This window comes from Nostoc sp. DedQUE08 (genome assembly GCF_034530895.1).
Taxonomy (GTDB): Bacteria; Cyanobacteriota; Cyanobacteriia; order Cyanobacteriales; family Nostocaceae; genus Nostoc.
In genome coordinates this window covers 14,136-40,748 of sequence record NZ_JAVRCD010000051.1, presented here as the reverse complement: position 1 = coordinate 40,748, position 26,613 = coordinate 14,136, and the positions used below count along the sequence as shown (strand labels likewise).

Sequence of the window (26,613 nt, the reverse complement as noted above, 5' to 3'; positions counted from 1 at the left end):
TCGTCGTAGACATCGCCAACAAGCCACAAAACTGGCGAATAACAACACATTAGCATTTTTAAAATAGTATTTGGGATAGCAATCGATTATGTACTTTTGTAAAGATATAACAAGAAGTTGCGTAAAGTTATTAGCTTGACCTGAGTAACTTAATAAGCTAAAACACATCTAATTTGCAGATCAAAATTTTCTCAATATCTTGTGGGGTGGGCCGAAAAGCCCGCCCTGATTATGCAACTTGAATGCTGGTTAGCTTACAAGTTCCCTTAAACATAAAATCACAAGCCTAAAAAACTGCTTTGCAAAAATATCTCTAAGAAAAATACAAATGCTAGCAGGAATAGATTGTATGAAAATTAGTAAGCATGAGTCAACAGCTTTTCCTATAGAAATCAAAGTAATACCTACCCAATCAGAGAAAATTATTGACCAGCCTTTAGTAGCTAAGAGCAAGTCAGACTTTGAGAGTAAAGAGGAAAAACAACAACGTTTAGCTATTTTAGCAGAAGATACACGACGTAGGCTAAAACGAAGCGCTATGGACATTTATTGTATTGGTGTCAACTTGCTAGAAGCTCAAAAAATTATCGAACATGGTGAGTTTTTACCTTGGCTACGACAGGAGTTTGGAATGGGAAAAACTTCAGCCTATGAGTTTATTCACGTTGCTAGAGCATTTGAGTCAAAAATTCCGATTATCGGAAATTTGATTAATGGCATTACTCCTACTGCTCTTTATAAACTGGCTGCGCCTAGTACGTCTGAAGCGGCTAGAGATGAAGCAATAAAGATTTTGAAAACAGGCGAAGTAGTCGATCCAGAGGTTGCTAAAAATCTCATCAAAAAATATAAAACTTCTAAAGCAGTAAAGGAACAACAACAAAAAATTTCTTCAATTAGTCAGCAGATAGATACAAATCAAGTAGAAACATTAGTCTTACCCAAGACTGAGGTTTCTAGCATTGAACAAACAACCACTAATCATCTGCCACTTTCTTCTCCACTTCCACAAAATGAACTGCAAAAATTGGTAGCGGAGCGCGATACTTATAAAGCACAACTAGAAGCACTACAGATAAAAAATCAGAAACTTAAGCAAGATATTGCAAAACTTCGTTCAGAACTAACTTTATTACAAACTAGTAAAAGTAGCAGTAGTTAGAGGAATCTCTGATACTTGTCTAAATACTAATTCTTGAGCTAACTTTCATCTATTAGAATAAATAGATATCTTCAAAAATTAAATATGCATTATCCATAAACCTTATAGAGACATAGTATTGCTACATCTCTACATTCATTTATATTCATATTTTTAACGTGAGATCGACGAGTGCTATTTTGACCTCTCCCCCAGCCCCTCTCCTGGTAGGAGAGGGGAGCAAAAACTCTCCTTACTCGTTACTCCTCTCTCGCCTTTTAAAAGAGGGAGGCTGGGAAGGAGATATCTGTCGAACTCACGTTATTTATAATATGTTCGTTTGAAGCTTGCGATTATAAACACGTGCTAGAAATGAGTGAGTTTATAATTTACACAGCCTGATTTTTTTGATGTTAAAATGTCTTCTACAATGCCATTCATGATTTTACAATCTCTTCCAGTACTAGCATTGAGTAAGGCTCTGTACATCTAGTTTTTCTTTAAAAATCTATTTTTGGTAAATTCCTAAACTGGAAAAATTATCCAGTTTTAGATTTGTATAAAAAATAAACAAGCTCAAACAAGTAAGAAAAAATCTTTAAACAATAGATTTTTGGATGGTAAATAAAACAATCTCTTGAAAATTATAAAAGTCGGAAATAAAAATGAAAACACTTGCTTTTTTTTGAAAACAATGGTAGATGTAAAACCAAGCAGCACCCGAATAAAGAACTTAGTGTTTTTAGTTGTAGACGTATTGGCAATTGGTTTGATAGATAATGCTGCAAAAATTAACATAAGATAAATTTCAATAATTAGCCGTAGAATCGAGAGGCTTTTACAATGAAAACTTTGGAATCTAGCAATAAAGATCGGAGATATTTTGGATAATTACTTCGCTCAATTTTAACCAAATAGAAATTTTCTAGGATCTTGCATAAAACTCAAAGAGTAGACTGATTGTTATTTGAAGGGTTAAACAAACAACAAACAACATTCTTAAGTTTAGACATCACAACTCAAATAGTTGCAATTAGGAGATTCAAGACAATGATTATAGTTATGAAATTAGGTACGCCATCAACAGAGATCGAGCGTGTTGTTAAAGAAATCAGTCATTATCAAATCACCCCAGAGGTATGCCAAGGTCAACATAAAACAGTAATTGGCTTAGTTGGCGAAACGGCAGAAATTGACACTAGGCAGATTCAAAATATTAGCCTTTTTATCGAGCAGGTTATCCGAGTAAAAAAACCATTTAAACGTGCTTCTTTAGAATTCCGCTATGGAGAACATAGTGAAGTGGTTGTACCTACACCTAATGGAGCTGTTACCTTTGGACAAACCCATCCTTTAGTTGTAGTTGCTGGGCCATGTTCTGTTGAAAACGAGCAAATGATTGTTGAAACAGCACAGATAGTAAAAGCAGCAGGGGCACAGTTTCTCCGAGGTGGGGCGTACAAACCTCGGACTTCACCTTATGCATTCCAAGGACATGGCGAAAGCGCATTAGGTTTGTTAGCAAAAGCTCGCGAAGTTACTGGTTTGGGTATTATCACAGAAGTTATGGATGCAGCTGATTTAGACAAGATTGTTGAAGTAGCAGACGTAATCCAAATTGGTGCCCGCAATATGCAGAATTTCTCCCTACTGAAGAAAGTAGGCGCTACTGGTAAAGCAGTGTTATTGAAGCGGGGACTATCAGCCACAATTGAAGATTGGTTGATGTCAGCTGAATATATTTTGGCAGCAGGTAATCCCAATGTAATTTTGTGCGAACGGGGAATTCGCACCTTTGACCGACAGTATACACGGAATACCCTTGATATATCTGCAATCCCTGTCTTGCGGACTTTGACTCACTTACCAATTATGATTGACCCTAGCCACGCCACCGGGAAATCAGAGTTTGTCCAACCGATGACTTTGGCTGCCTTGGCAGCTGGCGCAGATTCCTTAATGATTGAAGTTCACCCTAACCCAGCTAAGGCTCTTTCAGATGGGCCTCAATCTTTAACACCGGAAGCATTTGAAGAATTAATGCTAGAAATGGCTTCTTTAGCTAAGTTCTTTGGTCGTTGGTCTAAACAACATAGCGTTACCCCCAAGTTTGCTGCACGAGTTTCTACCACCGCCATTAGGGCTTTATAAGCCTGCCATTACCCTACCAACTAGGACATCCAATCAGTCCATCATCTGTGCAATCTAAATAATAATTGGAAGTTCAATGAATACAACATCACTCAACAAAAACAAGACCTTTCAACCTTCTGTAACCTCCCTAGTAAATTCCAGTAAAACTGTAGTTGTAGGCAACCAAGACCTAACAATAGACGAAGTAGCTAGTGTGTCCCGTCAGGGTGTTCAAGTACGCCTAACCGATAATCGAGATGTTGTGCAAGGCGTTCAAGCATCGTGCGATTACATTAGTAATGCTGTGGAATCTGGTCAACCAATTTATGGTGTGACAAGTGGTTTTGGTGGCATGGCCAATGTTGTCATTTCCCCTGAATCTGCGGCACTGCTTCAGAACAACCTGATTTGGTATCACAAAACCGGAGCCGGACAAAAATTACCGCTAGCTGATGTCCGCGCCGCCATGCTTTTGCGTGCTAACTCCCACTTGTATGGTGCATCTGGTATTCGTCTAGAACTTATCCAGCGTATGGAAACTTTCTTAAATGCTGGTGTCACACCCCATGTATATGAATTTGGATCTATTGGTGCAAGCGGTGATTTAGTGCCTTTATCCTACATTACTGGGGCATTGGTTGGTTTAGACCGTTGTTATACTGTTGACTTTAACGGCGAAGAAATCGACGCGCCGACAGCATTGAGCCATCTGGGTTTAGAGCCATTACAATTACTTCCTAAAGAAGGATTGGCAATGATGAATGGCACCTCAGTCATGACAGGTATTGCTGCCAATTGTGTTTACGACACCAGAGTTTTATTAGCTCTCTCAATGGGGGCACATGCCCTAGCAATTCAAGGTTTGAATGGTACCAATCAATCATTCCACCCATTTATTCATCAACTCAAACCACATTCAGGGCAAAAATGGGCTGCGAACCAAATGCTGAACTTACTAGCAGGTTCACGCTTAGTCCGCGAAGAACTAGATGGTTCTCACAACTATCGGGGTGGAGATCCAATTCAAGACCGTTATTCACTGCGCTGTTTACCACAATACATGGGGCCGATTGTAGATGGGATCGAGCAGATTAAAAAACAAATCGAAGTAGAAATTAATTCTGTCACCGACAACCCACTGATCGATATTGAGAACCAAGTTAGCTATCATGGCGGTAATTTCTTGGGACAGTATATCGGTGTAGGAATGGATCGGTTGCGCTACTACATCGGGTTGTTGGCTAAACATTTGGATGTGCAAATAGCCTATCTGGTAGCGCCAGAATTTAACAATGGCCTGCCAGCATCTTTGGTAGGGAACCGAGAGCGCAGTGTCAATATGGGGCTAAAAGGTCTGCAAATATCTGGGAACTCCATCATGCCATTGTTAACCTTCTATGGAAATTCGATCGCAGACAGATTTCCTACCCATGCCGAACAATTTAACCAAAATATCAATAGCCAAGGTTTTGCTTCGGCAAACTTAGCGCGTCGTTCAGTAGATACCTTCCAACAGTATATGGCGATCGCTTTGATATTTGGGGTACAAGCAGTTGATTTACGCACCTATTTAGTTGCAGACCATTATGATGCTCGTGCTTGTTTATCTCCTGCTACCAGAGATTTATATATGGCAGTGCGCGATGTCATCGGACAACCAGCTTCACCTGACCGTCCTTATATCTGGAACGACCACGAACAACCTCTTGACGAACATATTGCCCGAATTAGTGCAGATATCGCATCTGGTGGGCAGATTGTGCAAGCAGTTCAAGATATTTTGTCAAGTCTCAATTAAATCTTGAGGACAGTTAAGATGCACAAACAGAGCATTTCACCAAGTATCAGCAAAGCTCCTCCCGGCCCTATCGGCTACCCGATTATAGGTAACCTCCCGCAAATGTTGCGGAATCCACTACAGTTTCTCACGAATGCCGTACAGGAGTATGGCGAAGTAGTCCATCTGGGGGCAATGGGGCCTCAACAACTTTATTTAGTCTCTCATCCAGATCATCTGAAGTATATCCTGCAAGAAAATAGCCGCAACTACATTAAAGGCGAAAACTTTAAATCAATTAAGCAGGTAATCGGTAATGGTCTAGCAGTTGCCGAGGGTGACTCCTGGCGGCGCGAACGCCGCTTAATGCAACCAACCTTTCATCGCCATCGGGTTGGAGCATTAGTCACCTTCATGACCAAAACCATTAGTCAAATGCTAGATACCTGGAGCAGCATCGGCTCAGACAAACCCCTAGATGTGTTTGCACAGATGATGCAACTAGCTCAGAATATCCTCCTCAAGAGTTTGTTGAGTATTGATTCTGAAGACAAAATTTCCGAGATGAATCAAGCATGGGATACTGCTTACGAGTATCTTAGTAGTCAACTATGGGCAGTCTTCAAACTACCTCTATGGATACCCACACCGAAAAACCGCGCCTTTGTGCAAGCGATGGGAACACTAGATAGAATCGTCTATCGGATTATTCGCTCCCGCCGGGAAAATAGTAATAGTCCTGACGACCTGCTCTCTATGCTGATGGATACTTACGATGAAGAATCTGGTCAGAGAATGAGCGATGAACAACTGCGCGATGAGATTATGACCATCTTTACCGGTGGATTTGAAACGTCAGCAGCTGTACTTGCATGGACTTGGTACTTGCTCTCTCTTCATCCTCACGTCGAAAGTCGGCTCCAAGATGAACTCAAGAGTGTTTTAAATGGGCGTACTCCGACTCTTGAAGATTTACCAAACTTGAAATATACCAGGATGGTACTGGAAGAATCGATGCGGCTTTATCCTGGTGCATGGGTCTATACTCGTACTAACTTACAGGCCGACCAGGTTGGAGGCTATCACATACCAGCTAACTCTGTAATCATAATTAGCCCTTATGTCACCCATCGCCTACCGGCTTTTTGGGAGAATCCCGAAGACTTTGACCCTGAGCGCTTTACAAAAGAACAAGCGGCTGCGCGTCCCCGCTATGCTTACTACCCCTTCGGCGGCGGCCCACGCCAATGCATAGGTGAGATATTTGCGATGACTGAAATGCAGTTGATAGTTGCAATGGTAGCTCAAAAATATCGGCTGCACTTAGTATCTGGACATCCAGTTGAAGAGGAGCCAATGTTCACATTACGTCCCCGTTACGGCATCCTCATGACATTGGAACCACAAATCAGTTTTGGTGATGTTTACACACCAAATATTCAGAAAGGAATCACACTAAGATAAACGCAAACCTTGAATTTAACTGGCCTTTGGGTGTAGGGAAAAACATCACAATACTTGGCGCGGTAGTGCTTCACTTACACCCAGCCTTAGCAATGATTTTACTTTTGATTCGTGCCATTCTATTCCAAAAGTTTTGTTAACTTAATTTGTTGCCATACTCAGATGAAAGAGAGACTTTTAAGTTATGAATATCGCCAATCATATCGAGCGCGGTCATTTATTATTTCCTGAGAAAATCGCCCTGATTTTTGAAGATAAATCTTTTACTTACAGCCATCTAGATCGGTTAGTAAATCGAGTAGCTAATAGTTTACAAGGATTGGGAATAAGAAGAGGTGATCGCGTGGCCTTGTTTTTGCCAAATATTCCAGAGTTCATTACTTCTTATCTTGGCATTCTCAAAATTGGTGCGATCGCTGTTTCTGTAAATGTGATGTTGAAAAGTTCTGAAGTCAGCTATATTCTTCACGATTGTGCTGCTAAAGCCATCATCACCACAGAGTCAGGTAGTTTGGAGGTATTAGAGGCAGATTTACCCGAATTACAACACATTTTGATTGCAGAAGGTAGCGCCAAAAAGGGGATAATTTTAGCTCAACTAATAGAAACCTCTTCCCCAAATGCCCGCGCTGTGAAAATGGATCGCCATGCTCCTGCTAGCATAGTCTACACATCAGGAACCACAGGTTTTCCTAAAGGAGCTACTCTTTCTCACGGCAATATCATCTCTAATATGTATTCCCAAAATCGTTGTTGTGGAATGCAAGCTAATGACCAATTATTACTTTTTCTACCATTATTTCATTGCTTTGGTCAAAATGCAATTCTCAATGCTGCACTCAATACTTGTTCCACCCTCGTCCTGCAACGGCGGTTCGATCTGACACAAGTTTTAAATGCGATCGCTACTCATAAAATCACCATGTTCTTTGGTGTGCCGACAGTATTCATCAAAATCTTAAATAGCGACATACCTCAGCAAACCTTTGAGAGCATACGTTATTACTTTTCTGCTGCGGCACCTATGCCAATTGAAATAGCTCAAATTTGGCAGAAAAAGTATGGAAAAGTGATTCATGAAGGCTATGGTTTAACTGAAACATCACCATGTGCATGTTATAACCACGACTTGAAATACAAACTCGGTTCCATTGGCGCTCCCATTGAAAATGTAGAAATGAAAATTGTTGATGCTGACGATCATCAGGTACAGCCTGGTGAATTGGGTGAGATTGTCATCCGCGGCCCCAACGTCATGCTTGGTTATTGGAATCGCCCATTTGAAACTGCTGAAGTCATTAAAAATGGTTGGTTATATACTGGCGATATTGGTCGAATGGATGAAGACGGTTTTTTCTACATCGTCGATCGCTTAAAAGACATGATTAATGTCTCTGGATTTAAAGTATATCCAACTGAAGTTGAAAATGTCATTTATCAGCATCCAGCAGTTGCCGAAGTAGCTATTTATGGCATCCCTGATAGTTTCAAAGGTGAGATAATCCAGGCGAATATCGTAGCTAAATCTGGTAAAGAAGTTACAGAAAAGCAAATTATTGAATTCTGTCGGCAAAGGATGGCAGTCTACAAAATCCCCCATGTAATTAACTTCGTGGATTCAATTCCTAAAAATCCTACAGGTAAAGTACTCAAGCGAGTTTTACGTAAGCAATCAACATCTCAATTCGCCACTATTACCTATTAGTTGACAACCCAAACAAACTACCAAAATAAAAAAATAAATAGAGGTTTCATCGATGCGTCATACTAATGTTAGAACTAATCATAAGTCAGTTGAACATACAATAGCTGAATCTGCTATTGGATCGCAATCCACAAGCTCTTCTTTGCTATCCCCTCATGGAAAGCCCAGCTACTCAGAATCAACTGAAATAACAGTTGCAGCAGCTATAGTCAAAATGCTGGAAGATTTGGGAGTACGCCAAGCTTTTGGTCTATTTGGAGGTGGAATTACGCCACTGGTAGCTATGCTAGAGCAAAGCTCAATCCAGGTGCTGCAATTTCGTCACGAAACCGGAGCAGCCTTTGCAGCTATTGAGTCGTATTTTGCCAATGGTCGTCCTGTGGTAGTATTCACCACAACCGGGCCAGGAATTACCAACGCCCTGACTGGAATGTTTGCTGCACGCTGGGAAGGTGCAAAGGTAATTTTTCTCTCTCCTTCTACCTCAACACAGCAACGTGGACGCTGGGCTTTTCAAGAAACTAGTGCCTACACAATGTCCAATACAAGTATTTTTACTTCAGGAAAGCTTTTCCATTATGCAACGACTATTGAATGCAGCGATGAACTTCCAGTAACTGCTCGCAGACTTGCCCTCGGTCTAGGACAACCTGGTAGCTTTGTTGCACATTTAAGTGTCCCCCCGGTGATTCAGACAAGTTTTCTCAAGGCATCAATACCCCGTATAACTAGCTCACTAATTCTGCCATCTGCGGGAGAAGATACTGTTTGGAAATCTGTACAATTGTTATCTGAAGGGCCGTTTGCTATTTGGGTGGGCTTTGGTGCCAGGGATGCCGGAGAAGAAATCCGCCAACTTGCCGAGAGAACCGGATCTGCCGTAATGTGTTCGCCTCGTGCTAAGGGTATATTTCCTGAAGATCATCCTCAGTTTGTGGGTGTGACAGGCTTCGGTGGACATTCCTCAGTTCTGACATATATGCAATCACAAAGTCCTCTGCGCGTACTGGTTTTGGGAACAAAATTGAGTGAATTTACCTCATTCTGGAATCTGGAAATGATTCCCTCACGCGGTTTTATACATGTCGATATTGACCCAGAAGTACCTGGAGTTGCTTATCCATCTGTTGAGACAGTGCCTATTCAGTCTGATGTCGGAGAATTTGTTAAAGCATTATTGAAGCATTTTCCCAAGCGTTCCGATCGATTACCAGTCTCATCGCTGCCCCGACCCAAATTCGATCCGATTGATTCTCAGAATGATGGTTTAATTAGACCAGAAATACTGATGGATCGGATTCAACGTGTAATTGTCGAAAATAGTGATGCAATAGTAATTACCGAGGCGGGTAACTCCTTTGCTTGGGGAACCCACTGGCTACGGTTTAACACCTCTAGACGATATCGAGTCAGTACTGGTTTTGGCTCAATGGGTCATGCTGCCACAGGTGTTGTCGGTGCTGCACTGGCACGCAATAGTAAAGCTGTTGCTATTCTTGGGGACGGAGCTATGCTCATGAACAGCGAGATTAGTACTGCTGTCAAATACAAAATTCCTGCCGTTTGGATTGTACTCAACGATGGCCATTACAATATGTGCGACCAGGGGATGAACTTGTTGGGATTTAACGGTGTAGACGCAGAGATACCCAGTACCGATTTCGTCATGATTGCTCGTGGGATGGGAGCTGATGGCATCCGGGTGGAGCAGGAAGCCGATGTCGAAGCCGCTTTAGAAAAAGGGCTGATTTCAAATGTCCCCTTTGTGATTGATGTCGTAATCGATCCGACCAGACCTGCCCCCATTGGCGCTCGGATTCAAAGTTTGATTTCACAAGTTGCAAAAGAATCTTAATTTTCTTAATTTTAAGGAGTAATATCATGACACATCAACCAGTAGGTATTCGTTCAGTTGCCCTTAACTTCCCTAGCATTGTGCGTACCAACGATTATTGGCAACAGAATTACCCAGAATTGGTAACTGAGGCAGAGAGCAGAACCCTCGCGAAGCTGTTTAAACCTGCTGAACCTGCCGTTAACCAAAAAGAGCAAGACCTCCTCTGGTCTGAAGCTATAAGACCTTATCTGTCCGATCCCTTCCGAGGTACTGTTGAGCGGCGGGTGCTGGCTCCTGGTGAAACATCGTTAGCCTTAGAGTATGGGGCGGCTAGAAGTGCCCTGGAAGCGGCAGAACTTTCCACAGATGAAGTCGATCTGATGATTGTAACTACTCTGTTTCCTGAGCAAATCGCTCCTGGTAATGCTTCTTATCTCGCCCGTAAATTAGGATTGAACTGCCCCGCCTGGAATCTGGAATCAACTTGTTCGAGTGCTTTAGTGGCAATGCAGAACGCCTCGGCGTTAGTGCAAACCGGAGAGTACCGCAATGTCCTAGTAGTGATTTCGTGCATCTATTCGCACTTTGTTGATGAAGATGATACCCTTTCGTGGTTTATGGCCGATGGTGCTGGTGCATTTTTAGTTAGTACCCTCAAACCGAACCAAGGAGTCTTGGGTACGAAAATTGTTCACACTCAAGCAACTTGTGGTGCTTTCTTTAATGAACTAGTTACAGACGCGAATGGCTTGCCAAGGATGCGGATACAGACTGGTGAAAGCGCCAGTAAGCAACTAGGTGGCACATCTGTTCATCTTGTCCGTACTTGCTGTGAAGGTGCGATCGCATCTGCTGGTGTTAGTCTCGATGATATTAAGTTCTTTGCTTTCAATACACCAACTGCCTGGTACGCTAATCTGTGTGCCCGCTCACTAGGTATCGATCCAGACCGTACAATCAATCTCTACCCGTATTATGCAAACATTGGGCCTGTCCTCCCCATTGCCAATCTGTACTACGGCGCTCAATCAAAGAAAATTCGCGAAAACGATTTAGTGCTTGTTTATACTATTGGTTCAGCATCTACTGCTGCTGCCACCGTTATGCGCTGGGGTGAAGTCAAACTGGGAACCCTCCCTGCTTCCGCAGTCAATCTGAATAAGTCAGTTAGCAACATCCTGACTACTGTATAGCAATTAATCTCAAAATCATCCCACAGGAGTTTCTTTGAGAAACTCCTGTGAATGAACCAACAATTCCACAGTTTCTATTGGTGGAAAACTGAAAATATTTGCCTACATAATTTGCGATCGTTATCAGGAGAACAAAAATGTCTCAAGATCAGAAACAAAAACAAGCTCAAACTTCTACTAATTCCTACTTCCCTAAGACCTTAACTGCACCTGGTCAACTCTTTGGCACATTTGAAGACAATATACTGGTTGGTAGTACAGGCAACGATCAAATTTTTGGTTTGGCGGGCGACGATCTGATTTCGGGACGTGAAGGTGATGACTTCATCGTTAGTGGGACTGGAAATAAACTAGTGATTGCTGGGCCTGGAAATGATACTGTTGCGGCCACAGGAGGCAACCAATTCATTTTAGGTGGTGCCGGAAATGATGAACTTGCGGGTGCTAACGGCAATGACCTGATACTTGGTGAAGATGGCGACGATTTTATCAATGGTAAAGACGGGATTGATGATATTTCGGGTGGTACTGGCAACGATTTCATCTTGGGCGGTCTTGGGAATGACAAAATTTTGGGTGATGATGGCAACGACCGAGTTTTTGGTGGAGAAGGTGATGACGACATTTCTGGTGTCGCCGGAGAAGACTATATAGATGGTGGTTTAGGGAGCGATCGCGTCTTGGGTGGTTTTGACGACGATCGAGTTTTTGGTGGAGAAGGTAACGATATAGTTGTTGGTTCGGTCGGTAATGACTATGTAAATGGTGGTTCTGGAGATGATGTAATTATTGGCAGTAATCCATTTATCCGCATACCTGGACTGGACGGTATTGAAAGAGATGAGATGCTCGGTGGTTCAGGGCACGATACTTTTGTACTTGGGGATGTTGCTGAATCCTACTATGATAATAAAGGTGGCTCTGACGTTTCTGACGCTGGTTTAATTGTTGACTTCAACCCTGATGAGGATTTCATTCAACTGAAAAAGTTGACAGATGGTAGCACTTATGTAGTAGCTCCTGGGCCTAATTCGACTGCGGGAAATGAATACACCACAGACATACTCATCAGTCGGCCAAATCAGCCGCTAGAATTGATTGCTAGCGTGCAAAGCGTGAAAAATCTGGATTTAAACGATAGTTACTTCGTTTATGTTTCCGCCGATGCCGGATTAATTGTTGGCACAAATAGTAATGATGTTATCGGTGGCACTACGGGTGACGATAACATTTATGGTTTAGACGGCAACGATTTGATCGACAGCCGTGACGGCAACGATTCTATCTATGCTGGGGCAGGAAATGATTTGATTGTTTCTACTTCTGGAGATGATGTTGTCTCAGCTGGAACTGGTGATGACATCGTTGCCGCAGGTTTTGGGAATGACATTATTTCGGGTGGTGATGGTCTTGACCAATTATTAGGCGACGAGGGCGATGACTTTCTGGATGGTGGTTCTGGAACTGATGACCTTTTTGGGGGAGTCGGGGACGATGTTATTTTAGGTGGTGATGGCAACGATCGCATTTTTGGAGAAATCGGCAACGATCAAATCAATGGTGAAGATGGTAATGACGACCTCAATGGCGGAGATGGTAACGATACTATTTATAGTGGTTTTGGTAAGGATAGAGTTTTAGGTGGTGCCGGTAATGACCGGATATTAGGTCAAGAAGGTAACGACATCCTTGATGGTGATGTCGGGAATGACATCATCAATGGTGGAGATGGTGATGACTTCCTTAATGGTGCGGATGGCAAAGACAACCTCTATGGTGGTACTGGCAATGATATTATCGTCGGTGGGACAGAAGCAGACTTACTAGTTGGTGCATCCGGGAACGATTTTCTCTCTGGTGAAGCTGGAGATGATGTGATTGTTGGTGTTGACCCATTCGATCCGTTATTTGGGTTTGGTCGTGGTGAAGTTGATACGCTCACCGGCAATCAAGGCAGAGATACATTTATTCTGGGGAATAACGGTCATGTATTTTATGATGGTGGCAGTTCTGATGTTTATGATGCTGCGATCGTTACTGACTTCAAAAAGAATGAAGATTTCATCCAATTGCAAAGTGTAACGGATGCTAATTATGTTTTAGCTACAGGTTCTAGCTCTCCTTCAGGTGTAGCATCCACAGATATATTTTTACAAAGAGCAAATCAGCCTCTAGAATTAATTGCTACTGTCCAAGGAGTCACAGGTTTAAATCTGAGTGATAGCTATTTCGTTCGCGTTTAAAAAGTCTCAGGAAATTCCCAGTTAGTCGTTTTTTACGATAGGTTATTGGAAATTACCAACATTGAGATTTGGCAAATCAAATCTGGGAAACTGGCTTTAGAGGATGTTTGAAAAGTTATGATTGATGTATCAAATATTTTTTTACCACTCCCTAACCCTGCCCGGATGTATTGGGGAGAGAATCGGATTTTTCTTGTTTCCCCCCTTTATAAGGGGGGACTAAGGGGGGTAAAAACGCAATTAAAATTACAGTTAACCACTTTTCAAACAACCTCTTAGCGATCGCATATATTTTCAGCAGCAAAAAATATTTTGTTTGGGAAATTATTTCTTCATCGCTATGCCAGGTTCCTAGTATTTTGTAACTTAAATTTTTTGAAGTAATCAATTATGAAACTGCGTTATCAGCACAAATTATTAGGGTTTATACCACTTTTATTTACCTTGGGCTTAACTACTCCTGTAATTTATTTTAGTAGTCCAGCTCTTGCTAGTGAATTCAGTTTGCAATCAGAACCTTACGACCCACTGAAAACCCATTTGGAATTGTTTACAGAACCTTGGTCTCAAAATCCCACAGTTAAGGCAGCCCTTCAAGCAGATAACGGCAACTTGCAGTTACTTACTGGAAATAAAAAAGTTTTTTATGACGAAATTTCTGTTTTGGTTGACAAAATGCCCCAAGGGCTAACACCTACAGATTTTCTCTTAGAAATAGCTAAAGACCCAAATGGGGCAATAAATTATCAATCTTTTGATGATTATCTCTCTAGCGGTGATGATACGCTCAATCAGCTAATTCCCAGGAACACCTCCACACCACCAAAGGTAGGCGATATTTATGATATAAAATTGCGCCTTTTTGCAGCACTGGGTCTTCCTAATTACGAAGATGATGTTTCTGTGATGCTTACAGATTTGACCGACGATCATTTTACCTTATCAACTATTACCAGTGGCGTAACGGGAAAACATCCAGTGAACGGCTCAAGAAAATTTGGGTTTAAAGAAAACCCAGATGGTACGCTGACATTTTATACTAACTCTGTCACACAGTTGACTAATGTATTTGGAGATTTTGGTGGTGATTTCGGGGGGCCTCCTGAAATGGGTTGGACAAACTATATCAAAGGTTTAAGTCAAGAAGTTCGTAATAGAGGCGGGGAATCTGAGGAAAGTACTCTGAGAAAATTCACCGCTACTTATCCTGGTTTACCAGTTTCTTCTATCGCTGTTCCAGAACCAACTTCTACATTGGTGATTTTGGGTTTTACTGCTTATATCGCTACAAATTTAGTACGGAAAACTAGACAAAAAAATAGAACTTTAATCAAGTCTGAAAAGTCAAATAAAATGTTTAGAGTTAAGGAGTTTAGATAATGCTTCAGCGTCAAGTTCTCGTAATTGGTGCAACTGGTTTGCTTGGCGGCAAAGTGGTTAAAGAACTGCTGCAAAAAGGTCATAGAGTCCGTGCTTTAGTTCGCCCTGGAACTGAAGCTTCTCACTTGCAAGCTCAAGGTGTGGAAATAGTTCGGGGCGACATAACCGAGTATGAGACACTTTTGCCTGCAATGCATAATATTGATGTTGTAATTACAACGGCTAACGGTTACTCACATAGAAAGAAAGGAGACTCTTTAGAAAATACTGACGACAAGGGAAATCGCAATCTGGTTGATGCAGCCAAGCAAATGCAAATTAAATTGTTCGTTTTTACAAGTATTTTGACGGCAGAAAAAGCAAAATCTGTACCTCACTTTTATCAGAAATCTGTGACTGAGGACTATATTGAGAAATCTGGAGTTCCTTTTGTATCGTTGCGACCAGGCGGATTTGTTGATACACTATTGGGCTTTAGTCTTAAAGATATCAAAAATGGTAAATTTCGAGCTATGGCTGATGCAGACGCGCCAGCATCGACGATTCACTCAGATGATGTGGCCCGGTATCTTGTCTTAGCTATTGAGACACCTGAAGCTGTAGGACATCGCATCGATTTGGGCACTGAACAGCCAACTAACCTTAGAGAGATTGCTAATTTACTCTCAGAAATAACTGGACAGAAAGTGCAATTGCAAACAATTCCACCTTTGGTCAAAACAATCTTGTTTAAGTTTATGGCAGTTATTAATCCTATGTTTCGGGGTACTGATAAGGCTATGGAATATGTTTCTTCAGGTAAATATGTAGCTGATACTACTTTGCAACGTCGTTTATTTGCTGAGGTTCCGTCTTTGAGAGATTCTATTAGACGTTGGGCAAACCAAAATGGGCTGGCGGTAACGAGGTAATTTATTAGCATCAGTTTGATCCAAACAATCTCATCCAAACTAGTTTGGATGGGAACAAAAAGAGTGGAATCTACATCTATTGAGGTTTTTATGGGCGATCGCAACCCTAAAAAATATAGGGTGAACTTAATAGCGATCGCAATTACTACAATATTGCTGCGATCCAAATTCTAAAGTGTTTTCTCAGACTTTTTGCGTAAATATCAAAGAAAGACGCGATAAATAAGTATCATCCGTAACTATTTCCTACCAAACTTGAATCTTGTAAGTCAAGTTCCAGATTAATAAATCCATATTTATTCGCAGATGCAGACATAGATGCTCAAAACTTGACTAAACAAGAAAATATTCAAGCAATAGAGCCGATGTCTGCGCTTACAACATCAAACCAAAACTAGCTCACCATCAATTCAGATCGAAAGGAGAACAAGAATGACAGAATATAATCGCTTTCAACAGACACCAGCCAACAAATCTAGTAAGTCATTGTGGGTGGTTGGAGACTTGGTTAAATTTATCTCCACTGGCAAAGATACTGGTGGTAAATACGATCTATTTGATGCTTATGTTCCATCAAATGTCGGGACTACACCGCATATCCACCTTCAGCAAGACGAAGGATTTTACATTGTCGAGGGAACTGTAAAATTTCAGTTGAACGATCGAGTTATTACCGCAACTCCTGGAACTTTTGTGAATGTGCCTAAAGGGCAAACCCACGCCTATCGCAATCTTGAAGATCGACCAGCGAGAATGATTATCCAAGGTATTCCCTCCGGGCTTGACAAATTGATTGAGGATACAAGTCGTCCAGGGACAGATATATCTGCGGCTTTTCCGCTATTTACAGATGAAGGACTTGATAAAATCGTGCAAGCCTTTAAGGATAACGCATCAGTACCCCTAGACTCAATAATTTTTGCTGGCACTGAATACAGCGTCAATGAAGATGGTTCTCCCATAGCAGCAGTAACTTTGATCCGCCCGTTAGATGATACAGGGGCAGTTGGCGCTACTATCACTTTAAAAGATGGTACTGCTAAATATCTCGAAGATTATAACGGTTCTCAGCAAATAAAGGTTAACTTTGCTGACGGAGAGAGAGTTAAAGTTGTAAACATTGCGATCGTTGATGATAATTCAATCGAGGCTAATAAAACTATCAACCTCACCTTGAGCGATGCTACTGGCGGTGCAATCATTGGGCTATTACAGAATACAGCTAGTTTGACAATTGTAGACAATGACGCTCGACCCAAAGGAAAAGACGGTGTTCTTCTGGTTGGAGATGATAGTGATAACATCCTTATCGGTGGGAAAAGCAGTGAAAACATTATTGGTGGAAAAGGAAACGACCTCCTTACGGGTGGTGGAAATATAGACTTGTTTACAGTTCAACTTGGTAACGGCATCGACACCATTACTGACTTTGGTGGTGTAGGGTCGGGATCTCGGCCATCTACAGACGTATCTGCTGAAATTGATACTCTAAAATTTGAGGGTAATGGGCTGACTGCTAGAAATCTGCTCTTAACTCAGAATCAAGACGATCTGCTCATAACCTTTGAGGGAGTTGAGAATACTGGGGTCGTCTTGCAAAAATTTGCCTTACAAAACCTAGATAACCTTCGCCAAGCCACAGGTGCATCGGTGGATATTGGCAATATTTTGTTTAACGGGCAGACGGGGTTTCAAGATAGCTTTGATGTCTTGAATGCGAATGAACAAAGAAGTAGTGTTTACAATCGTAACTCGGTAACATTCCTGAACGATCTTAATAATAATACTAGTGGCTTTGACAAATCTAATGATGTTATTAACGGTCAGGGTGGCAATGACTATCTGTTGGGGTTGAGCGGTGATGACTTGCTTCGGGGCGGTGCTGGCAATGATACCCTTGTAGGCGGCTTTGGTTGGGATACTCTGATTGGTGGTAGTGGCAAAGACACATTCTCCTTTACATCTGGATCGGGGATTGATACCATTGTTGACTTTACTGATGGGGAAGATTCTATTGGGCTTTTTGGTGGTCTGACATTTGCCGATTTAACAATCTATCAAGGTACTGGTGGTAGTGTAAATGATACTTTGATTAATATTACCAGCAGCAATGAGCCTTTAACGATCTTGAGTGGGGTACAAGTCAGTACTATAACAAGTGCTGATTTCTTGATTGTCTAGCTCTCTTTAACTAATCTGAGATTGCCAAATAAAACTATCAACAATTGAGATTTACAATTGGCAATTGCTGTGTACAGAAAAACTTAAATACGCAACCTTCAAATTAATATGGATAAGCTCACTTTTTCAACGCACATAGATCAACATTCCAGCGTGTCAAAGGTATCGGGAGAATGGCGAGTCCGAGGACTTCGAGGCGCAACGACAGTCAGCTACAACTCTATAAAAGCAATTACTGAGGCTGTAGATGAATTATTAAACGCCTTAGAAACAAACAATGTTTTAGATCCTGATGAAATCGTCAGTGTTACCTTTTCGGCAACTTCAGATTTGGATGCAATGTTTCCGGCTGCGGTAGCACGTCGTCGTCCTGGTTGGGATCGAGTTCCTTTGCTAGATGTGCAACAGATGCAGGTTGCCAATAGCCTCGATCGCTGCATTCGGGTGCTAATCCACTTAAACACTCCTCTACCCCAGAATGCATTACGCCCAGTCTATCTACACCGTGCCGCTCAGTTACGTCCAGATATAGCATTGTTACGTTAGGCGATCGCAAAACCTCATCCAAAAATTTAAGCTAGCACACAGCTTTTTACGAGAAGAAGTCAATGGTGCTGGCGAGGAAAGTACTTATGTGATAATGCCCTAAGGGACTTCCAAATAAAAAATAATCAATCGCTTTGGAAAGACTTGGGAGAGATATTGCTACCTTGTCCTCCAAGTCTACCAAGTCTACCTTGTCCCCCCTGCTTTTATTGGATGCAAAAATTGAGTAATTTAATTTTTGGATGTCCCTAAGTGTATTACTGGCAGCCAAAGAAGTTGGACAAAAACAATCATCTTTTGTAATTCAGGAGGCAGGAGACGGAAGGGAACCCATATTTAAAAACGTGGGAGACATTGCAGTTTTGGCTGATAAATATCTCTGGATCTACCCTCTTGCGGTAAAGTTGCATAAGAATGTGCATCTAAAGCCAGGAGGAAAGAGTTGTGAAAGCAGTCTTGATGACAGCAGCTGGCAATCCCGAAGTTCTACAAGTGCAGGATCTGCCAAACCCTGCTGTTCCTGTCGGGAATACTGAACTTTTAGTGCGTTTGGTGGCGGCTGGCATTAACCCCATTGACACTAAACTTCGGAGTCGAGGCAGTTTCTACCCCGATCGCACGCCGACAATTTTAGGATGCGATGGTGCAGGGATCGTGGAAGCAGTGGGTGCTGGCGTTCAGCGTTTTCGCGCAGGTGATGAAGTATATTTTTGCTATGGTGGCTTGGGCGCACACCAAGGAAATTACGCTGAATATACCGTTGTCGATGAGCGGTTTGTGGCACGTAAACCCGCCTCTATCTCCTTTGCCGAAGCAGCAGCAGCGCCTTTAGTATTAATCACCGCCTGGGAAGCTTTATATGAACGGGGACGATTAGAACCTGGGGAACGGGTTTTGATTCATGCGGGTGCTGGTGGTGTCGGTCATGTAGCAATTCAATTGGCGAAACTCAAAGGTGCTACTGTTTCCACCACAGTGGGTTCTGAAGAAAAAGCTAATTTTGTCAAAGAACTCGGTGCGGATAATGTAATTTTTTACAAACAAACAGACTTTGTGCAAGCGGTATTAGATTGGACTGGTGGCGAAGGCGTAGACTTGGCTTTTGATACCGTAGGTGGCGAAACTTTTCACAAAACCTTCCCCGCAGTGCGAGTCTATGGCGATATTGTCACAATTCTCGAACCAAATGCCAATACTGTTTGGAAAACTGCTAGAACTCGCAACCTCCGCATTGGTTTAGAATTCATGTTGGCACCAGCTTTGCTAGGATTACAAGATAGTCTCCACCATCATGCAGAAATTCTTGAACAATCTGCCACCTGGATCGATGAAGGCAAATTAAAAATCCATGTGAGTCACAAATTTCCCTTAAAAGAAGCAGCTAAAGCCCACCAATTAATTGAAAGTGGGTCTGTGACAGGTAAAATTGTTCTGCTGATTAGTGACGAACGATCGAAACAATTTGCATAATTTATCTTTTAAACGCAAAGGCACGCAGAGGTTAAACGCAAAGGTACACAGAGGAGTTTCTTGGCGTACCTCTGCGCTTCCCTTAGCGTTCCTTTGCGTTTTACTCCTCCTCCCCCTACCAGCTTCGGCAGCACAAACACAACCAGAACGCACACCCTTAACCCTAGAATTATTGCAAGAACGACTACGCACACCGATACTCCGCGAAGGAAATTTAACCGTAGATTTGCAAAAAATGGCGATCGATTTACGCCCAGAAAACGCCAGCTTCCGTGATACTTTTTACCAACTACTGCGAAAAGAACTCGGTACAAAACCTCTGGGTTTAGACCTCAGCTATGCTTTGATTCTGGGGGATTTTGTCGGCAGCGATTTGGGTTTAAGAACACCATTATATGCAAAAGCGATCGCACCCATTTTCACCGCTACCGAACAAGAAAAACTAGAACGTTTGCGCTTTGTTTGTCTAGAGTCACTCGCCATCGCTTTACCCAACTCTAAAGATTGTCGATCGCTTCTGGGAACAGAGTCAACCCCAGCCAGTGAAATCGCCGTCTTTCGTGGTGTCTTAACACTGGTGCAAACTCGCTTCAACGGCGAAGTGAAGTTTTCCAATACTTTTTTTCTTCAGTCTGTTGATGCCCAAGGTGCAACTTTTCTCCAACCTATTGACTGGACTCAAACCAGATTTGCTCGTCCTGTTAGTTTTACCAGTGCTAACTTCCAGCAACCAAGCAATTTTCAGGGCAGTATATTTTTTGAAAAAGCTAACTTTAAAAAAATTAAATTTCGGGAACTGGCTGATTTTCAAGGTAGTATCTTTGAGACAACTGCCAACTTCAACCAAGCAACTTTTAAACAGTTGGCTAAATTTAGTAGTGTCCAATGGCAAGGAAATGCTGATTTTTCGGAAGTAGATTTTGCCAGTCAAGCCCAGTTTACTAAAGCAGGTTTTAATCAGTTTCTTCTTTTAACAGAAGCGACTTTTGAGCAAGGTGTAAGCTTCCGAGAAGCGGAGTTTAACCTATTGATAAATCTGCAAGGTGCAAATATTCTTAACCTTGCAGATTTTAGTGATGCCAGGTTTGCTAAAGAGGCTTGTTTAAGCGTACCTGGTTTAACTTTTAACTCTAACCAAGCGAAAATTTTAGGTAATCCCGGTGAGATTGGTAAGATGTTCTGCATCCCAACATTGCAAGGTAATCAAAACGTCTTGCGGAATTTGGGGCAAAATTTTCGTCAGCAACAGCAAGTTGCCGATGCTAATAAACTAGAATACACAAAACAACGATTGCGATTAATCGAGTTTGGGCATCGTTTGACGGCTACAAATATTAATAGTGCAACTGTTGCAAGTTTGATGAATTTAGGTTTTTCTGCAACTCAAGCCCAAGCGATCGCCCAGCGTCGTCTGCTAAAATCCTTTCGTAACAGTAGTGAGTTACTCACCATTGCAGACATCGATTTAGAAAAATATACCCAACTAAGCGATCGCTTAATTGTTGGCGAAACCCTTTCTATCGGTGGATGGTTGCTGCAAGCTTGGAGTTGGTTGGCATTGAGTGTATTGCTGTTGTTGAGTGGCTATGGGACGAATTTTTGGTTAGTCTTTGGCGTGGGAGGATTAGCGATCGCTTATTTCGGCCTACTATTTTGGCTAGTGGATCGCTATCGTCGGCTGCATCCCGTACCAATTATTCCCACATTCTACGAAACCATTTCGATATTAATCAGTTTTAGCGTTTTAGAATTCTTCAGCTTACTAGCGATCTTTCGCAATGCCGAACAACCTTGGCTGACATTGGGATGTCTGGTAATAATTCTTGTCCCCGTCCCAATGGCTTTATTGATCCGACTTTACCAACAAGGTCGTTATCATGACTTAATGGACGTTTCTTACTTCACAGAAGATGGCACATTTCGCCAGTTACGATTATTGATTGGACGTTTGCCAGTGATACCAAGGAATGAGACATTTCGGGAACGATATATGCCTCTGTTGGGCGATCGGCGTTGGAACTGGCTCAACTACTATGATTTTAGTCTCAACAATCTAGTTAAATTAGGATTTAACGACATTCGCTTGCGAGACGAACACCTACCAGGTATTATCTCTGCACTTGCTTGGTATCAATGGAGTTTGGGTTTAATTTACATCACCCTAGTTTTATGGACACTTTCCCGCACAATTCCGGGATTGAATTTGCTGATTTATCTGAAGTAATTCCTGCACTTTTTATTAGCGCTAATATGATACAACGTAGTGTATAATGCCAGCAATTATACTATTTACTGCTATCAGTCTCGTAGTATATAGCGGTTATCGTTTATATGAAGTAAATTTTTCAACCTCACCCCCAACGCCTCCTTTTACAAAGGAAAGAAGAGTGTTTACACGTTTCAAATACGGGATGAGGATATGACTGTGTTGCACCCAAGTGAGAACCACTATAACGTCAGATCAACCCAGATTAAATATAGCCGTAGTCACACATGTTAGGATATTTTGAAAGCATGAAAGTTAGGAATAGTAATACTTTTACCTCCTGCCTCTGGTCACTAAGCGTCTTGCCCTGAGCGCAGTCGTTGGCGCAGCCTCTCGTAGAGAAGGGAGTCGAAGTGCTGCCTTCTGCCTCCTGCTATATCTAAAAATTTGGTAAATTTATCAAAAGATTGTTCATTGTAAATAAATAAGTCGGCATAATAAAACCAAACTATGTAAATAAATATAAACTAGGCTAAAACCCTTTCCTCTCCTGCCTTTTGACTTCTGTCTCTTACCTTATCCCAACGACAAATTTTTACACCAACCTACTTAATATTTAAACAAAATTAAATTTTATTATACAAATAAATCATTTATTTTTTCTAAATTATTATCTAAAAATATCTACAACTTTGATATTTTTATCAAAACATTTTTCATTGTTTTTGAAAATAAAATCATATACATTGTAAGTGTAAGTAGCAATTGATGAAAAATTGATTATCTAATAAAGATAACAAAATAATCTAACAGCTACTAACTAGTTTTGCTAACAAAAAGATAACAAATAAGTCACAAAAAAGACTTAAGTTTTGTCTATTTTAACGCGAATTCGACGGATCTCAAAAACCCCGTTTCCATTCCTTTCTCACACAGCGAGAGAGGCTTTGAAACCATAATTTTCTCGTTGTCAACGAAGAATATTTCTGCCCATCTTTGCGTCGCAGAGGGGTTGGGGAGAGGTTTATCGAACTGACGTTATTTTATGTTGCGATGTTAGCAAGATTTTTATCCAAACAATAGGAGGATTAATCCTAATGGCAGAAGATTTGAGTAACGGTGGTAGCAGTAACTCCTCTACTAGTGGGAACAATCCGATTGAACAATCACCCTTCGGTCGCTTGGAAGAAGTTGTCGGTAAGGAAGGGGTCAAAAATCTATTCAGTGGTGTTGGTAAGGGAGAAGATGGCAGTAGCCCATTTGGTGGTAGTGCTGGTGGCGGTGGCAGTCAGCCTGATTTAGCCTACGGTGGTAATCCTTTCGCTGGCGACAACTTCTGGAATATCTTTGCAGGCGGTGTAAACCCATCTAAAGTTAGCGGTAGCCCATCCACAGGCGGTGGTAGCCCATCCACAGGCGGCGGTAGCCCATCCACAGGTGGTGGCAACCCATTCGGAGGCGGCAGTAGCCCATCCACAGGCGGTGGTAGCCCATCCACAGGTAGTGGCAACCCATTCGGAGGCGGCGGTAGCCCATCCACAGGTGGTGGCAACCCATTCGGAGGCGGTGGTAGCCCATCCACAGGCGGCGGTAGCCCATCCACAGGTGGTGGCAACCCATTCGGAGGCGGCAGCGATCCTTTGACTGGCGGCGGTAGCCCATCCACAGGCGGCGGTAGCCCATCCACAGGCAGCAGTAGCGACCCTTTGACTGGTGGTAGCAGCCAAACCTATGGTATTAGCACAACCGAAATACCGGACGGGTTTACTTTGAGGGCTACTATTGACAAGCTAGTTAACTCAAGGCTCGACAAGGAAGTGGATGGTGGACAAATACCTTCATCTGGTGGTGGACAAATCCCTTCATTTGGTGGTGGACAAATCCCGTCATTTGGTGGACAAACCTCTTCATCTGGTGGTGGACAAATCCCTTCATTTGGTGGACAAACTTCTTCATCTGAAGGTGGACAAATCCCATCATTTGGTGGTGGGCAAATTCCATCATTTGGTGGTGGACAAATTCCGTCATTTGGTAGTTGACAAAGCTCGTTTACTTAATACAATAGTTCCGAAAATCAGCAGATAAATAGAGCAGAACAATAATGAGTTCTTCAGTACATAGTATGCTAGTACAGCTTGGCGCAAATAAACATATTATTCGATAAACCTCAAAAGCGTGTATTATCGGTTATGTGCCTTCTGCCTCACTGTACTAGTTTGCTATTTTACGCCCTGAAACTCTTTAGAGATAAAAGTTTAAGCAATACTTTCTATTAATTTGATGGGAAGATTATTAAAGCCTTTATTATTAAAGAGATTTTGGGTTGAGCAAATTCATAATTTGTATAACAGGTACTGAAGACTCCATAAATTTTTAACTAATAAATAGGAGAATTAGTGCCAATGGAAGCGTCTGCTGTCAATCCCATTAATGGTGGAGTTAATCCCTTAAGTTCAGGTGGCGCTAGCAATCTGTATAGTGCTAATTCCTTTGCTGCCAATAGCAGTTTTTCTGCTGAAGGCAGCCTGTTAACGGGTAGTAGCAATCTGTTATTAGGTAACGGTAACAATCCCATTCCAGGTGGCGGTATTAACCCGTTTGCAGGTGATGGTGGCAGTGGGCTTCAGAAATTAATCTTTGAACGATTAAAGTTAGTTTTGGGTGATAACTATTTCAAGAATATTGACAAGACATTGGCAGGAGGTAGTAACCCTTTTGCAGCCAGTGGTTATCCCATTCCAGGTGGGGCTAACAACCCTTTTGCAGGTAACAGTAATCCGATCGCAGGTGGCGCTACCAACCCATTTGCAGGCGGTGGTAATCCGATCGCAGGTGGCGCTGACAACCCATTTGCAGGCGGTGGTAATGCGATCGCAGGTGCTGGAGGTCTGCTTCAACAATCGCCTTTCGATCCGTTGAAAGAAGTCCTTGGTAACAATATACCTTTTAGTAACACTGGGAATACATCTAATTCAGGTAGCCAAACTTTTAATCAGAGCAACGCACCGGTTGGCAATGGTAACAAGGACTCTGGTAGTAATAACGCAACTATTGGTAATTTTAACTCGGATTCTGGCAGTAACAGTGCAACCATTGGTAATGGTAACTGGAACTTTAATAATGACAACACAATTATCGGAAATGGCAACTGGCTATTTGGAAAGGATAACACAACCCTTGGTAACGGCAACTGGTATTGGGACAAGGGAAGTAATAATGCAACACTAGGTAATGGTAATTGGCACTTTGGCAGCGACAACGCAACCATTGGAAACGGCAATTGGGATTTTGGTAAAGATAATACAATTATTGGTAATGGTAACTGGGTTTTTACCAATGGAAATGAAATTATTGGTAATGGCAATTGGTTAACAAAGACTGACAATACAACGATTGGAAACGTCAATAATCTCAGCAGTTTAAAGTTATCCCCACTTGGGATAAAAACTGATGTTAACAATCTGATTGACTCTCTGATAGGTAAAATAGGTCAAAATTTTCTTGGGTTCACAGGAAATTTTGATAAATCGAGTAGCCAAACCTTTAACCGCCTCATCTCTTCTAAAAGTGTTGGTAATGACACTAATATATCTAAGGATATTGAGCAACTTTTGGCATCACTCAGCCCAATTCAAGGAAATTTCATCAATTATCAGCCTGTGCAAAACCCTCAGCCTGTCCCAGAACCTGCTGCTTCAGTGCCATTGTTAGTAATGGGACTGGTGTGTTTGCTGTTGTCACTGTTCAAAAAACAACAACACTGTTAACGTAAATTCAATCTTTCTCAGCTAATTGCGATCGCACTTCCTGTTTTATGTTTCTCTACCAGGTTAACTTACAGCAGTAATTAGCGAGAATTGATGCTGTCCAATAGGCAATAGGCGACAGGAAAGAAGGTTTCTTAGTTGTACTGAGTTTTTTCAGAAATCAAATACTAGTCCTATAGCTACGCTTCGGGCGCAGCCTCTTGTAGAGAAGGGCGCAGCCGAAGTGACGCACTATAGAGCAACTCATAATATTATGTCCACTTGATTGCTTATTAAATCCGAAGAACCCCACCCTCGCCAAAGCTACGCTTTATCTCCCCTCCCTGCAAGCGGGGAGGGGTTGGGGGTGGGGTGTAATGACTGTGGTTTGCATAACTAATTATGCGGACATGATATAAGTTAATTACAACAATTGTTGCAATGATTTAAACCTTTCTTATACATGAACAAGTAATTGTTGCAAAGCATGAAACCTTTGCAGCAACTACTTATACCTTTCTTGGAAATACTTAAACCTTTCTTATACATGAACAAGTAATTGTTGCAAAGTATGAAGTCTTTGCAGCAACTGCTTATACCTTTCTTGGAAATACTTAAACCTTTCTTATACATGAAAGAGCAATTGTTGCAAACGCTTCAATTTTGGCAACTAGTGTTCA

General features: G+C 41.9%; 16 protein-coding genes. All 16 read left to right on the top strand.

What is annotated here, in order from left to right; translation table 11 throughout:
* Positions 1-349: 349 nt before the first annotated feature.
* The 16 genes from RMY64_RS27325 (at position 350) to RMY64_RS27250 (ending at position 25,954) form a co-directional block, all read left to right on the top strand.
* Positions 350-1,162, top strand: a complete 813-nt coding sequence (locus RMY64_RS27325; RefSeq protein ID WP_322674774.1) for a DUF3102 domain-containing protein — start codon at positions 350-352, stop codon at positions 1,160-1,162.
* A 1,029-nt stretch (positions 1,163-2,191) separates the two neighbouring features.
* Entirely contained in the window at positions 2,192-3,292 is a 1,101-nt protein-coding gene (aroF, locus tag RMY64_RS27320) for a 3-deoxy-7-phosphoheptulonate synthase (protein ID WP_322674775.1), read from the top strand.
* A gap of 76 nt (positions 3,293-3,368) precedes the next feature.
* On the top strand, positions 3,369-5,072 hold the full coding sequence (locus tag RMY64_RS27315; RefSeq protein ID WP_322701654.1) for an aromatic amino acid ammonia-lyase: 1,704 nt from the start codon (positions 3,369-3,371) through the stop codon (positions 5,070-5,072).
* A gap of 18 nt (positions 5,073-5,090) precedes the next feature.
* The gene (locus tag RMY64_RS27310) at positions 5,091-6,515 is read left to right on the top strand and encodes a cytochrome P450 (protein ID WP_322701653.1); all 1,425 of its coding nucleotides are present in this window, start codon (positions 5,091-5,093) and stop codon (positions 6,513-6,515) included.
* A gap of 184 nt (positions 6,516-6,699) precedes the next feature.
* The gene (locus tag RMY64_RS27305) at positions 6,700-8,220 is read left to right on the top strand and encodes a long-chain fatty acid--CoA ligase (protein ID WP_322674435.1); all 1,521 of its coding nucleotides are present in this window, start codon (positions 6,700-6,702) and stop codon (positions 8,218-8,220) included.
* Positions 8,221-8,272: 52 nt separating this feature from the next.
* Entirely contained in the window at positions 8,273-10,075 is a 1,803-nt protein-coding gene (locus RMY64_RS27300; protein ID WP_322674436.1) for a ScyA-related TPP-binding enzyme, read from the top strand.
* 26 nt (positions 10,076-10,101) lie between these two features.
* A complete protein-coding gene (locus RMY64_RS27295) occupies positions 10,102-11,250 on the top strand; it encodes a 3-oxoacyl-ACP synthase III family protein (RefSeq protein WP_322674437.1) in 1,149 nt (382 codons plus the stop codon).
* A gap of 137 nt (positions 11,251-11,387) precedes the next feature.
* Positions 11,388-13,493 (top strand): calcium-binding protein, encoded by a 2,106-nt coding sequence (locus RMY64_RS27290; RefSeq protein ID WP_322684409.1) that lies wholly within the window; start codon positions 11,388-11,390, stop codon positions 13,491-13,493.
* Between the two features lie 390 nt (positions 13,494-13,883).
* Positions 13,884-14,873 (top strand): hypothetical protein, encoded by a 990-nt coding sequence (locus tag RMY64_RS27285; protein WP_322701652.1) that lies wholly within the window; start codon positions 13,884-13,886, stop codon positions 14,871-14,873.
* Positions 14,873-15,784 carry an SDR family oxidoreductase gene (locus RMY64_RS27280; protein ID WP_322674440.1) on the top strand — a complete coding sequence of 304 codons (912 nt, stop codon included), beginning with the start codon at positions 14,873-14,875 and terminating at the stop codon, positions 15,782-15,784. The genes RMY64_RS27285 and RMY64_RS27280 overlap by 1 nt, the downstream gene beginning before the upstream one ends.
* Positions 15,785-16,216: 432 nt before the next feature.
* Positions 16,217-17,965 (top strand): cupin domain-containing protein, encoded by a 1,749-nt coding sequence (locus RMY64_RS27275; RefSeq protein ID WP_322701651.1) that lies wholly within the window; start codon positions 16,217-16,219, stop codon positions 17,963-17,965.
* A 153-nt stretch (positions 17,966-18,118) separates the two neighbouring features.
* Positions 18,119-18,511 carry a chorismate mutase gene (gene aroH / locus RMY64_RS27270; RefSeq protein ID WP_409882178.1) on the top strand — a complete coding sequence of 131 codons (393 nt, stop codon included), beginning with the start codon at positions 18,119-18,121 and terminating at the stop codon, positions 18,509-18,511.
* A gap of 444 nt (positions 18,512-18,955) precedes the next feature.
* Positions 18,956-19,981 (top strand): zinc-dependent alcohol dehydrogenase family protein, encoded by a 1,026-nt coding sequence (locus tag RMY64_RS27265; RefSeq protein ID WP_322701650.1) that lies wholly within the window; start codon positions 18,956-18,958, stop codon positions 19,979-19,981.
* Positions 19,974-22,205 (top strand): pentapeptide repeat-containing protein, encoded by a 2,232-nt coding sequence (locus RMY64_RS27260; RefSeq protein WP_322701665.1) that lies wholly within the window; start codon positions 19,974-19,976, stop codon positions 22,203-22,205. Before RMY64_RS27265 ends, RMY64_RS27260 begins: the two co-directional genes overlap by 8 nt.
* Before the next feature lie 1,079 nt (positions 22,206-23,284).
* Positions 23,285-24,226, top strand: coding sequence for a hypothetical protein (locus RMY64_RS27255; RefSeq protein ID WP_322701649.1), 942 nt, complete (start codon positions 23,285-23,287; stop codon positions 24,224-24,226).
* A 363-nt stretch (positions 24,227-24,589) separates the two neighbouring features.
* Complete coding sequence (locus RMY64_RS27250) at positions 24,590-25,954, top strand: hypothetical protein (protein ID WP_322701648.1); 1,365 nt, start codon at positions 24,590-24,592, stop codon at positions 25,952-25,954.
* Positions 25,955-26,613 lie beyond the last annotated feature (659 nt).